This window comes from Pseudomonas sp. F2 (assembly GCF_057174385.1).
On record NZ_CM169904.1, the window covers coordinates 5,397,268 to 5,410,047 of the forward strand.

The 12,780-nt window shown below is 62.1% G+C and carries 9 protein-coding genes; 7 read left to right on the plus strand and 2 right to left on the minus strand.

The window, feature by feature from the left end; translation table 11 throughout:
- The first annotated feature begins 178 nt into the window (after window positions 1-178).
- From AC193Q_RS24215 to AC193Q_RS24235, 5 genes are all read left to right on the plus strand, one after another.
- A complete protein-coding gene (locus tag AC193Q_RS24215; RefSeq protein ID WP_476284946.1) occupies window positions 179-2,362 on the plus strand; it encodes a DUF1631 family protein in 2,184 nt (727 codons plus the stop codon).
- A 64-nt stretch (window positions 2,363-2,426) separates the two neighbouring features.
- Entirely contained in the window at window positions 2,427-2,987 is a 561-nt protein-coding gene (gene ampD, locus AC193Q_RS24220; protein ID WP_003221563.1) for a 1,6-anhydro-N-acetylmuramyl-L-alanine amidase AmpD, read from the plus strand.
- Window positions 2,984-3,823: a regulatory signaling modulator protein AmpE gene (gene ampE, locus AC193Q_RS24225; protein ID WP_131671429.1), complete on the plus strand. Its 840-nt coding sequence runs from the start codon at window positions 2,984-2,986 to the stop codon at window positions 3,821-3,823. Before ampD ends, ampE begins: the two co-directional genes overlap by 4 nt.
- Before the next feature lie 264 nt (window positions 3,824-4,087).
- Window positions 4,088-6,118, plus strand: coding sequence for a methyl-accepting chemotaxis protein (locus AC193Q_RS24230; protein WP_446927483.1), 2,031 nt, complete (start codon window positions 4,088-4,090; stop codon window positions 6,116-6,118).
- A 280-nt stretch (window positions 6,119-6,398) separates the two neighbouring features.
- Entirely contained in the window at window positions 6,399-6,794 is a 396-nt protein-coding gene (locus AC193Q_RS24235) for a hypothetical protein (protein WP_047291192.1), read from the plus strand.
- 94 nt (window positions 6,795-6,888) lie between these two features.
- On the opposite strand, the gene AC193Q_RS24240 is transcribed toward AC193Q_RS24235, so the two are convergent.
- Both AC193Q_RS24240 and cra read right to left on the minus strand, forming a co-directional pair.
- Complete coding sequence (locus AC193Q_RS24240) at window positions 6,889-7,665, minus strand: TatD family hydrolase (RefSeq protein WP_483878897.1); 777 nt, start codon at window positions 7,663-7,665, stop codon at window positions 6,889-6,891.
- Between the two features lie 3 nt (window positions 7,666-7,668).
- Window positions 7,669-8,664, minus strand: coding sequence for a catabolite repressor/activator (gene cra, locus AC193Q_RS24245; RefSeq protein WP_041066838.1), 996 nt, complete (start codon window positions 8,662-8,664; stop codon window positions 7,669-7,671).
- A 306-nt stretch (window positions 8,665-8,970) separates the two neighbouring features.
- Here cra and ptsP point away from each other — a divergent pair, with 306 nt between their 5' ends.
- Both ptsP and pfkB read left to right on the plus strand, forming a co-directional pair.
- Window positions 8,971-11,832: a phosphoenolpyruvate--protein phosphotransferase gene (ptsP, locus tag AC193Q_RS24250; RefSeq protein ID WP_483878898.1), complete on the plus strand. Its 2,862-nt coding sequence runs from the start codon at window positions 8,971-8,973 to the stop codon at window positions 11,830-11,832.
- Window positions 11,832-12,773, plus strand: a complete 942-nt coding sequence (gene pfkB, locus AC193Q_RS24255) for a 1-phosphofructokinase (RefSeq protein WP_483878899.1) — start codon at window positions 11,832-11,834, stop codon at window positions 12,771-12,773. Before ptsP ends, pfkB begins: the two co-directional genes overlap by 1 nt.
- Window positions 12,774-12,780: the final 7 nt, after the last annotated feature.

A 12,780-nucleotide genomic window follows, 5' to 3' on the forward strand; every position in this document is an offset into this window, starting at 1 on the left:
TGGAAGGTGTTGCAGGCATAGGGGAAACCCTGATGGCTATAGCGCCCGCGACAAGTTTTGCAAGATAATCCGCCTTGCATTTGACGTCATGGCTTTGACGCTGATGTGAGAGCAAGCCCGCTCCCACAGGGAATCGCGCGGTATCTGCCCAGTGGAATCACCGTTTCAGGAGGCTTGGATGCACAACGACGGGAATGTAGTGCCTTTGCACAAGGCCGCTACCGATCAGGCGAATCACTCGCCGCTCGCCCGCCTGCCTGTGATTCTGCTTCAGGTCCGCGACAAGGCGGCCCAGCAACTGCGCCACGGTTTGCAGGAGTTGTTCGATAACGCCGACGACACCCTGTTCGAAATGGCCGACCGGGCGCGCAACGATGTCGAACAGAACATCTTTTTCGAAGCCATGCGCGACCTGCGCCTCAAACGCAAAAACATCGAGCGCGGGTTTCTCGAACAATTTTTCGAAGCCTTCGTCGCCCTCATCCAGTACGACCCCGTTCAGCACACGTTGCCCGATTCGTTGATGTTCGAAGAGTCGGCACCGCGGACCGACGACATGGAGCGCAATGTAGCGGTCGAGACCATGGTCGGTCGGGTGCTCAAGCGTGACGGCTTTGCCCTCGATCAACTGACTGCGCGGCTCAACGTGTTGCTGGGCAAGAATTTCGACAACCAGCACAACCCGCTCGGGCCGACGATGCTCTGCGAGTTTTTTCTGCAAGCCGGGCGCAACCTGGGGGTGGAGATCAAGGTCAAGCTGATCTTGCTCAAACTGTTCGAACGCTACGTGCTGGCCGACACCGAGCCGTTGTACGCCGAAGCCAATCAATTGCTGGTCGCCACTGGCGTGCTGCCCGAGTTGAAACCGGCACCTGCGCGTCGCGCGGTCGAGCGTGCGGCAGCGAGCATCAGCAGCGAAGAAAGCGACGAGCCGGCTCCCGCCGACGAAGGCGTACAGGAAGTTTTCGCCGCGTTGCAGGAGTTGCTCCGGCACGTGCGCGGCAGCGTCGCGCCGACCCTGGAGCCGAGCGTCGCGACGCAACCGATCAGTACCCGCGATCTGCTGCGCCTGCTCTCGCATCTGCAGCAATACGTACCGGCGCTGGCGGCGCAGGATGACTTCGACCTGCGCAACCAGCTCGAACAGTTGCTGACGCGGGTCAGCGTCAGGAGCGGCAAATCGCGCATCGTCGACGGTGCGGATGAAGATGTGATCAACCTGATCGCGATGGTCTTCGACTGCATCCTCGAAGACCCTAACCTGCCGGATTCGCTCAAGGCGTTGATCGCCCGTTTGCAGATTCCGATGCTCAAAGTGGCGGTGCTCGACAAAAGCTTCTTCAGCCGCGGCAGCCACCCGGCGCGACGCCTGCTCAATGAAATCGCCGATGCCGCCATGGGCTGGGGCGATTGCAGCGGCGAGGCGCGTGACAGCCTTTATCTGCGCATCGAACAAGTGGTGCAGCGCCTGCTCACCGAGTTCGTTGACGACCCGGCGATCTTCTCCGAATTGCTCGCAGACTTCCTCGCCTTCACCAGCGATGAGCGGCGGCGCAGCGAATTGCTTGAGCAGCGTTTGCGCGACGCCGAGGAAGGGCGAGCGAAAACCGAGTTGGCCCGGCAGCGGGTCGAGCAGGTGTTGAATCTGGCGCTGCTGGGGAAAGTCCTGCCGCCTTCGGTGGTAATGTTCGTGCGTGATGCGTGGAGCAAAGTACTGCTGCTGACGTGCCTCAAGCATGGCGACCAGTCGGCTGAATGGCAGGCCGATGTCCAGACCATGGAACAATTGATCTGGAGCGTGCAGCGTCATGACGAGGCGGACGCCGGTCTGCGATTGCTGGCGCTGGTGCCCGGTTTGCTCAAATCATTGCGTGATGGCCTGAGCAGTTCGGCGTTCGATCCGTTCGCCACCAGCGAATTTTTCAGCGAGCTGGAAGCGTTGCATGTGCGGGTGCTTGAGCCCTCAACCGAGCCGCCAACCGATGCGCCGGCGCTGGTTGAAGTGTCGCAGCACATTACCCTGCGCAGCGCCGATGAGGGCGCGACCGGCCTGAATGCCAGCGGCCTGGCGCATGACGACCCCGGCCTGCGTCAGGTGGAGCAACTGCGTCTGGGCAGTTGGGTCGCCTTCCAGGAAGACGACGAGCACAGCCTGCGCTGCAAGCTGGCAGCGATCATCGAGGCTACCGGCAAATACGTGTTCGTCGACCGCACCGGGATGAAAGTGCTGGAGCGCAGCCGCATCGACCTGGCCCTTGAATTCCGCCGGGGCGCGGTACGGGCACTGGATGACACTTTACTGTTCGATCGGGCGCTGGAGTCGGTGCTTGGCAATCTGCGGCGACTCAATCGCGGCAAGTGATCGCGCGCCGGGGGCTGATCACGGCATACTGGGCGCCAACACAGTCGGCGTTGAAGGAATCGGTATGCAGTTGGATCCCGCTAGCGGGTGGTGTCACGGGGTGCAGGTCTGCCCATCACCCAACTTCAATGAACGCCCCGCGGGCGAAATCTCCCTGTTGGTGATCCACAACATCAGCCTGCCGCCGGCGCAGTTCGCCACCGGCAAGGTGCAGGAATTTTTCCAGAATCGTCTGGATGTCACCGAGCATCCCTATTTTGCTGGGATTGCCGACTTGCGCGTCTCGGCGCATTTTCTGATCGAACGTGACGGCAGCGTCACCCAGTTTGTCTCCTGTCTGGAGCGGGCGTGGCATGCTGGCGTGTCGATGTTCGAAGGCCGGGAAACCTGTAACGATTTTTCCGTGGGCATCGAGCTCGAAGGCACCGATGATCTGCCCTTTACCGATGCGCAGTATCAGGCGCTGATCACGCTGACGCGTCAGCTGCAAACCGCATTTCCGGCCATCACCGGCGCCCGTATCTGCGGGCACAGCGACATCGCACCCGGGCGCAAGACCGATCCTGGCCCGGCATTCGACTGGGCGCGTTACCGCGCAGCCCTGGCACAAGAGGAAGGACAATGAGTTTTCTGGTGTTACTGCTGGCGGTCTGGATCGAGAAGTTCTCGGCCTTGCGCCATCGGGTTCAACGCGATGGCGGATGGATCCGCGAGCTGCACAAACTCGAAAGCAGCCCACGATTATCGAATCGGCCGTGGCTGGTGCTGATCATTCTGGTGTTGCTGCCGGTGGCGCTGCTCGGCTTGTTGCTGCTGGTGCTGGAACCTGTCGCTTATGGCCTGCTGGCGCTACCGGTGCATTTGCTGGTGGTGATTTATGCGCTGGGACGCGGTGATCTGCTCGGTGGCCTCGGGCCGTTTCGTGACGCCTGGCGTCGCGAAGACCTGCAAGCGGCCGCGCATGTGGCCAAACGTGATCTGGACATCTGCGCCGACAGCGGCGAGCAGTTGCTGGATAGGGTCCAGGGGCATCTGTTATGGGAGGCCTATCAGAGCTTCTTCGCGGTGATTTTCTGGTACTTCGTGCTCGGTCCTGTGGCGGCGCTAGCTTATCGCTTGCTGGCGTTGGCGGAAGAAAACAGCCAGAACCCGGCGCTCGCCGAACGTGCCGCCCAGTTACGTCACGCCTTTGACTGGTTGCCGGTGCGCCTGCTGGCTGCCAGCCTTGCACTGGTTGGCAACTTCGTCGCGGTCAGCCGGGTGATGTTGCACGAGCTGTTGAACTGGAACATCAGCGCCGCGCATCTGATCAACAAGGTCGGTCTGGCAGCAGGCGAGATCCCGCCGCCGGTGGTCGGCCCTGAAGGCATCAACACCCTCGATTGCCTGTGGGAACTGCTGCTGCGCGCGGCAGTGCTGTGGTATGCCGGGTTTGCCTTGTGGACAGTCTTGATTCACTGATACTCGCCCGTGAAATTCATTGTGGTGAGGGGATTTATCCCCGATGGGGCGCGCAGCGGCCCCAATATCTTAATGGGCTGCTGCGCAGCCCATCGGGGATAAATCCCCTCGCCACAGGTCAGTGACCGGCGCAGCGTAGTCGTTAACCTTAAGTTACAAAACCTCCCGCCGATTTGAGCTATACAGAGACAGCGCCCGATAGTGGCTATCTGCTGTCGCCCTGCGCCTGCCAATAAAAACAAGAAAAACCAAGGGAGACTTCCAGTGAAGAGCTTGCTCTATCCCGCCGTCTCGCTGATGAACCGTCTGAGCTTCGGCATGAAGTTCAGCCTGATCAGCGTGCTGTTTCTGGTGCCGATGCTGGTGACCAATTTCTATCTGGTGCGCGATTCCTACCGCGAATTCCAGGGCACCCGGGTCGAATTGCAGAGCCTCGATCTGCTGGGCAGCAGCCTGAGCCTGCGCCGGGATCTGGAAACCCTGAACAATCTGGTACAGATCAACGTCGTCCTCGGGCAGTCCGGCAAGGCCGACAACCTCGAGGCGCAGATCAGCAGCTTGGAGCAAGCCGTGCTGGCGCGCTTGCAAGGTCTGCAGGCGATGACCGACGATCCCGAGCAGGTCAAACTGTTCGACGGCAAACGCGACGAAATGATCAGCGCGTTCAAGGCGCAACAGGCGGAAAGCTCCCTGCAAAGCAAAAGCGCGATGATCGGCAAATTGCTTGGTAATGCGCAGATATTCAGCCAGATCATCGCCAGTCAGGCCGGACTGAGCCGCGACAATCAGAGCGACATCCGCCAGCTCAGCGAATTGCTCACCAACATTACCCCGGGCGTCACCCAAACCCTCGGCGAAGGCCGGGCCATCGGCTCATATTCGTTGGGGCAGGGCTTTCTCAACAGCTCGTCGAGTACCCGTTTCGACGAGTTGCTGGCGCAGATCGAAAAGCTCCAGGCCGAATACGCACTGAAATTGCAGGATGCCCTCGATTCCAGCAAAGCCGCGCGCGCCAGCCTCAGCGCGCCGTCCGACAGCAGCAAGACCTCGCTCAAACAGGCCAGTGAACTGTTTGAAGCGAAAGTCGTGGTGGCCGAGACCCTCGATACTCCGTGGCAGGCGTTTTACGACCAAGTCACCGGGCTGATGGCGCAGACCTACCAGCTCAATGACGCGACCTTGAAATTTCTCGATACCCAACTGCAACAGCGCCTGGCGCAAAACCGCACGCACATGGTGTTGCAGGCGGTGGCGTTGTCGGTGGTGTTCGTGCTGATTTTCTATCTCTACGCGGGTTTCTACGCCTCGACCCGCACCACGCTCAAGCGTTTGGGCGCGATGATGGACAAGGTCGCGGCCGGTGACATGACGGTCAATTTCAAGGCCAGCAGCCGCGATGAACTCGGCGAGCTGGGCGAGGTGTTCAACGGCACCGTAAGGAAGATCCACGACCTGATCGAACGGGTCGGCCAAACCGTGGCTGAGGTCGAGCGCCAGGCCGGGCAGGTGGAAAACGTCTCCGCGCAAAGCAATCAGGCGGTGGCCGGGCAGCGCACGCAGATCGAGCAAGTGGCGACCGCGATGAATCAGATGTCGGCGACCTCGCTGGAAGTTGCACGCAGCGCAGCGGCAGCGGTGAGCAGTGCGCACAGCGTCAACGATGAAACCGTCAGCGGCCGCACACTGGTGGAGTCGCAGCAGGGCAGCATTGCCGCGTTGGCCAGCGAGATCGACCAATCGGTGCTGGTGATCAATCAGTTGGCCAGCGACAGCCAGTCGATCAGCCGCGTGCTGGAAGTGATCAAGAGCATTGCCGAGCAGACCAATCTGCTGGCGCTTAACGCGGCCATCGAAGCGGCCCGTGCCGGCGAGCAGGGCCGTGGCTTTGCCGTGGTGGCAGATGAAGTGCGTACGTTGGCCAAACGCACTCAGCAATCGACCGAAGAAATCGAGCAGATGATCGCCAAACTGCATGGCGGCGTCGGTGCGGCGGTGAAAGCCATGGGCGTCAGCCATCAGATGGCCAACGGCACGGTCGGGCAGTCGGAAAAGGTCCAGCAGGCGTTGGAAAATATCCTGGGTGCGGTAGGCATGATCGTCGATCAGAACCAGCAGATCGCCGCTGCCGTGGAGCAGCAGACCGCCGTCGCGCATGACATCGACCAGAACATCGTCGAGATCAACCGCGCCGGTGAACGCACGGCCCAAGGTGCGCATCAGACCGAGGACGCCAGCCGGGCATTGTCGGCGCAGGTAGTGGAACTCAAACAGCTGATCAGCGCGTTCCGCGTCTGAATACTGCCGAGAAACCTGTAGGGAGGGGATTCATCCCCGATGGGACGCGCAGCGTCCCTTCATGCCTGCAAGTGATCAGGGACTGCTGCGCAGTCCATCGGGGATGAATCCCCTCACTACATGCTCATTCCAACAGGAGGAGCAGGGCAGATGTCAGAACATGTTGTAATGCATTGATACCTACGCGTGTAAGCCAATTCCTGTTTTCTTCCGACGGCTGGCTTTTCGTCATTAATGAGCCAGTATCCGTGTTCCGCTGATTGCGTCGAGGAGGCCGCTCATGTCCGTTGCAACCCTGGGAGTCCAGGGCCGTTGTGCTCATTGCCAGACCACGCAGCTACTCAAGCCATGGCAACTCAACGCCATCGCAATCAACGAACCGTTCACTTGCGCGCACTGCCAGAAAACTCTGGAGTTGCGTTGCCCGAAACAGATTAAACGCTTCAAGTCCCTCGATTCGCTGGGATTGCTGCGCTTCAGCGCCTCGGTAACCGTGTGCACCGCGCTGCTGGTGGCGCTGGTCATGGAATGGATCGGGCTGCTCAGCGTGACTGAACAGTTGAATGCGTCACTGATCGTGCTTTTCGCGTACTTCGCGCTACTGCGTTTTTTTCACCACCGTCAGCACATGACCCTGATCCTCGACGCAGCCAGAGCGCATGCAAACCGACTGTAGGAGCTGCCGAGTGAAACGAGGCTGCGATCTTTTGATCTTGTTTTAAGGGCGAGGAGCAAAAGATCGCAGTGCCGCAGCTCCTACAGAAGGCGTGTTACCAACCGAATACTTCGCAGCTGTTGGCGGTGCTGGCGACAGCCAGTTGTTCCGGGCTGATGTTCATCAACTCGGCGAGCGCCGCACAGATCGCCGGCAAGTGTGCCGGTGTATTGCGTACGCCGGGAAACATCGCCGGGGCCATGTCTGGCGAGTCGGTCTCGAGCACGATCGAATCCAGTGGCAACTCCGCCAGCACCCGATGCATGCGCAACGCCTGCGGCCAGGTTGGCGCGCCGCCCAGACCCAGTTTGAACCCGAGTTTGATGTATTCGCGTGCCTCTTCGCGGCTGCCGGCGAAGGCGTGGATGATCCCGGCGCGTTTGAGCTTGAAGCGCTTGAGCGTGGCGATTACGGCTGCGTGGCTGCGGCGGACGTGGATCAGCGCCGGCAAATCGAAGTCTGCCGCCAGTTGCAGTTGCGCGTCGAACAGCGCTTGCTGGCGTTCGCGGTCGAGGGTTTCGATGAAATAATCCAGACCGATCTCGCCCACCGCACACAGTTGCCGATGGCCGCGCAGCCGCGTCAGCCAGTCGCCGAGTGCGCGCAGGTCTGCGGGTCGATGCTGATCGAGGTACACCGGATGCAGACCGAACGCTGCATACAAGTCGGCATCGCTCTGCACCAGATCCCACAGCCGTTGCCAATTGCCCTGATAAACCCCCAGCAGCACCATCCGCCGCACGCCGAGAGCGCGGCTTTCGGCGAGCAACGCCGCGCGATCGGCGTCGAAGTCGGGGAAGTCGAGGTGGGTGTGGCTGTCGATCAGCTCCACGTCTCAGTCCCGGTGAATACGCTGCTTGAAGGTCCGCGCGATGGCCTGCACGCCAGGCTTGTATTCGGCTTGCTCAACCGCAGCCAACGCCAGCTCCAGCGCCTTGTCGGCGATCAACTGGTGCTGCTGGGCCATGGCGTTGACCGGCAATGGCAGGAAGTCCAGCAACTGCGTGTCACCGAACGTGCCCAGGCGCAGCGGACGGGATTTGAGCGGGAAGTCATGCAGCGCATCGAACACGCCCTGCAGCAGCACGTAGGAGGTGGTCACCAGTGCATCCGGCAAATGCCCCAGCCGTTGCAGGAGTTCTTCCATCAGTTGCTTGCCGCATTCGCGGCTGAAGGACTCGGCGTGCTCGATCAGCACTTCGCCTTTGAAGTCGAGCAGTGCCTGCTTGAAGCCGGCCGCACGTTCCTGACTGATGCTCAGCTCCGGACGTGCGCCGAGCAGCACGATCTGTTTTGGCTGCGGGGCGAGCAGGCTCTGGGTCAGGTGCAGGCTGGCTTCGCGGTCGTCACTGATCACCGAGCAGAAGTGCTCGGGTTCCATGACCCGGTCGATGGCGATGATCGGCAGACCCTTGGCCTGCAACTGGCGATAGCTGTCGTCACCGGCCGGCAGGCAACTGGCGACAATCAGCGCATCGCAGCGGCGCGCCTTGAACAGTTGCAGCAACTGGCGCTCGCTGTCCGGCGCGTCGTCGGAGCTGGCGATCAGCAACTGATAACCCCGCGCGCGCGCGCCTTGCTCGAGCAGTTTGGCGATCCGCGCGTAACTGGGGTTTTCCAGATCCGGCAGAATAAAGCCCAACGTGCGGGTGTGCCGACTGCGCAACCCGGCCGCTTGTGGATTGGGGGTGAAGCCGTGCTGTTCGACGACCGCACGCACCCGCTCGACCGTGGCGTTGCTGATGCGTTGCTGTTCGGCCTTGCCGTTGATGACGTAGCTGGCGGTGGTCACGGACACTCCGGCCAACCGCGCGATATCACTGAGTTTCAACCCGGTATTTCCTTGTTTTTTCGAGCTTGCCGCGACATTTTCGCCAATCCTACCCGATTCAGGCAGACGACTATTGTCGCAGCGCATCCGACAAGTTGGACTTCAAGGATGAGACATTATCGAGTAACGTGCCGATCAATCTAGATTAAACGTTTCAGCAAGCGTATTTTCTACGTTTTAGACGCCTTTGGCCGGTTCTGCCGTGAAACCGCCAAAACGGCCGCTGAAAAGCAGGCTGACCAGCGCCTAAGCTGTGACCATTCAAAACAATATCCTGGCGCATCCATGTGCCAAAAAGGAGATCGCATGCTCGAGCTCACTATAGAGCAGATATCCATGGGCCAATCGGCTGTGGATAAACCCGCCGCCCTGCAATTGCTCGCCAATCATCTGGTGGCCGATGGCCTGGTCGCCGACGGTTACCTCGCCGGCTTGCAGGCCCGGGAAGCCCAGGGCTCGACCTTTCTCGGCCAGGGTATCGCCATCCCCCACGGTACGCCCGAGACCCGCGATCAGGTGTTCGCCACTGGCGTGCGGCTGATGCAGTTTCCCGAGGGCGTGGATTGGGGCGATGGCCAGATCGTTTATCTGGCGATCGGCATCGCTGCCAAATCCGACGAACACCTGCGTCTGCTGCAACTGCTGACCCGCGCCCTCGGCGAGACCGATCTGGGCCAGGCCCTGCGTCGCGCGAGCTCGCCGGAAGCGCTGCTGAAACTGCTGCAAGGTGCGCCGCAGGAATTGGCGCTGGATGCGCAGATGATCGGCCTCGGCGTGTCGGCTGACGATTTCGAAGAACTGGTCTGGCGTGGCGCGCGTCTGCTGCGGCAGGCCGATTGTGTGAGCAACGGGTTTGCCGGTGTGTTGCAGCAAGTCGAAGCGCTGCCGCTGGGCGATGGCCTGTGGTGGCTGCACAGCGAGCAAACCGTGAAGCGTCCGGGCCTGGCGTTCGTCACTCCGGACAAACCGATGCGTTACCTCGGCCAGCCGCTCAGCGGTCTGTTCTGTCTGGCCAGTCTGGGTGAGGCGCATCAGGCGCTGCTCGAACGTCTGTGCGCGTTGTTGATTGAAGGTCGCGGCCATGAGCTGGGCCGTGCCACCAGCAGCCGCAAAGTTCTCGAAGTGCTCGGCGGCGAACTGCCCGCCGATTGGCCGAGCGCGCGAATTGCGCTGGCCAACGCTCACGGTCTGCATGCACGTCCGGCGAAGATCCTTGCGCAACTGGCGAAGAGTTTTGACGGTGAAATCCGTGTGCGCATCGTCGACAGCGCGGACAGCGCGGTGTCGGTGAAAAGCCTGAGCAAACTGCTGAGCCTCGGTGCGCGGCGTGGTCAGGTGCTGGAGTTGATCGCCGAACCGAGCATCGCCGCCGATGCCTTGCCGGCGCTGCTGGCCGCTATCGAAGAAGGCCTCGGTGAAGAAGTCGAACCGCTGCCGGCCGTGAGTCAGCAACGCGAAGTCATCACCGATATTGCCGAGGTGCTGATTGCCCCGGCGTCCGGCGCGCAATTGCAGGCGATCCCGGCGGCACCGGGCATCGCCATTGGACCTGCGCACATTCAGGTGCAGCAAGCCATTGATTACCCGTTGCGCGGCGAGTCCGCCGCGATCGAGCGCGAACGCCTCAAGCAAGCTCTGAGCGACGTGCGCCGTGACATTCAGGGCCTGATCGAACGCAGCAAGGCCAAGGCCATCCGCGAGATTTTCATCACTCACCAGGAAATGCTCGACGACCCGGAACTGACCGACGAAGTCGACACTCGCCTCAAGCAAGGCGAAAGCGCCGAAGCGGCGTGGATGGCGGTGATCGAAGCGGCAGCCAGGCAACAGGAATCGCTGCAGGACGCGTTGCTCGCCGAGCGGGCGGCGGACCTGCGGGACATCGGTCGCCGGGTGCTGGCGCAACTTTGCGGTGTACAAACGCCGAACGAGCCGGAGCAGCCGTACATTCTGGTGATGGATGAGGTCGGCCCGTCGGACGTGGCGCGACTCGATCCGTCCCGCGTGGCTGGGATTCTCACCGCGCGTGGTGGCGCCACGGCGCACAGTGCAATCGTCGCCCGTGCATTGGGGATTCCGGCGCTGGTTGGTGCGGGCGCAGCAGTGTTATTGCTGGAACCCGGCACGCCGCTGCTGCTCGACGGCCAGCGCGGTCGCCTGCACGTCGATGCCGATGCCGCGACCCTGCAACGTGCCGCCGAGGAACGCGATACCCGCGAGCAGCGTCTCAAGGCTGCCGCCGAACAACGGCATCAACCGGCGCACACCAGCGACGGTCACGCCGTGGAAGTGTTCGCCAACATCGGTGAAAGCGCCGGAGTTACCGCCGCAGTGGAGCAGGGCGCCGAAGGCATCGGCCTGCTGCGCACCGAACTGATTTTCATGGCCCACCCGCAGGCGCCGGACGAAGCCACTCAGGAAGTCGAATACCGCCGCGTTCTCGATGGCCTCGCCGGTCGGCCGCTGGTGGTTCGCACCCTTGATGTCGGTGGCGACAAACCGCTGCCGTATTGGCCGATCGCCAAGGAAGAAAACCCCTTCCTCGGCGTGCGTGGCATTCGCCTGACGTTGCAGCGTCCGCAGGTCATGGAAGCGCAGTTGCGCGCCTTGCTGCGTTCGGCGGACAACCGGCCGTTGCGGATCATGTTCCCGATGGTCGGCAGCGTTGAAGAGTGGCGTCAGGCCCGCGACATGACCGAACGCCTGCGCCTGGAAATCCCGGTCGCGGACTTGCAACTGGGGATCATGATCGAGGTGCCGTCCGCTGCGTTGCTGGCGCCGGTGCTGGCCAAGGAAGTCGACTTTTTCAGCGTCGGCACCAACGACCTCACGCAATACACCCTGGCCATCGACCGTGGTCATCCGACGCTTTCGGCCCAGGCTGACGGCCTGCACCCGGCGGTGCTGCAACTGATCGACATCACCGTGCGCGCCGCGCATGCCCATGGCAAATGGGTCGGTGTCTGCGGCGAACTGGCGGCGGATCCGCTGGCGGTGCCGGTGCTGGTCGGCCTCGGTGTCGATGAGCTGAGCGTGTCCGGGCGCAGCATCGCCGAGGTCAAGGCGCGCATCCGCGAACTCAGCCTGAACCAGGCGCAAACCCTTGCTCAACAAGCCCTCACCGTGGGCAGCGCGAACGAAGTGCGTGCATTAGTGGAGGCCCTGTAATGGCCAAGATTCTCACTCTGACCCTCAATCCGGCGCTGGACCTCACGGTCGAGCTGTCACGCCTGGAGGCCGGTCAGGTCAACCGCAGCGACGAGATGCACACCCACGCCGCCGGCAAAGGCGTGAACGTCGCGCAAGTGCTGGCGGATCTCGGGCATCAACTGACGGTCAGCGGCTTTCTCGGCGAAGACAATCTGCAGGCTTTCGAAACCCTGTTTGCCAAGCGCGGCTTTATCGACGCGTTCATCCGCGTGCCGGGGGAGACGCGCAGCAACATCAAGGTCGCCGAGCACGATGGGCGCATCACCGACATCAACGGTCCGGGACCGGTGGTCGACGCCGCGGCGCAGCAAGCGTTGCTTGAGCGTCTGCTGCAGATTGCTCCGGGGCATGACGCGGTGGTGGTCGCCGGCAGTCTGCCGCGTGGCGTCAGCGCGCAGTGGTTGCGCGAGTTGATCGAACGCCTGAACGGCCTCGGCCTGAAAGTCGCCCTCGACAGCAGCGGCGAAGCCTTGCGCGCGGCCATTGAAGCGCGCCCGTGGCTGATCAAGCCGAACACCGAAGAACTCGCCGATGCGCTCGATTGCGATGTGGTCTCCCACGCCGCCGAAGCCCAGGCTGCAGCGTGCCTGCATGCCAAAGGCATCGAGCACGTGGTGATCTCCCACGGTGCCGACGGTGTGAACTGGTTCAGTGTCGGCTCGGCGCTGCATGCCACGCCGCCGAAGGTTACGGTCGCCAGCACGGTAGGGGCCGGCGATTCGCTGCTGGCCGGCATGCTCCACGGTCTGCTCAGTGCCGAGACGCCCGAGCAGACTCTGCGCACGGCCACGGCGATTGCCGCGATGGCGGTGACGCAAATCGGCTTCGGTATCAACGACGCGGCGCAACTGGCGCGGCTCGAACAGGGCGTGCGCGTGCGTCCCCTGACAGAACAATAAGAGGGTT

Coding starts and splice junctions, on each gene's coding strand:
- AC193Q_RS24215 (WP_476284946.1), top strand. CDS start 179: ATGCACAACGACGGGAATGTAGTGCCTTTGCACAAGGCCGCTACCGAT.
- ampD (WP_003221563.1), top strand. CDS start 2,427: ATGCAGTTGGATCCCGCTAGCGGGTGGTGTCACGGGGTGCAGGTCTGC.
- ampE (WP_131671429.1), top strand. CDS start 2,984: ATGAGTTTTCTGGTGTTACTGCTGGCGGTCTGGATCGAGAAGTTCTCG.
- AC193Q_RS24235 (WP_047291192.1), top strand. CDS start 6,399: ATGTCCGTTGCAACCCTGGGAGTCCAGGGCCGTTGTGCTCATTGCCAG.
- ptsP (WP_483878898.1), top strand. CDS start 8,971: ATGCTCGAGCTCACTATAGAGCAGATATCCATGGGCCAATCGGCTGTG.
- pfkB (WP_483878899.1), top strand. CDS start 11,832: ATGGCCAAGATTCTCACTCTGACCCTCAATCCGGCGCTGGACCTCACG.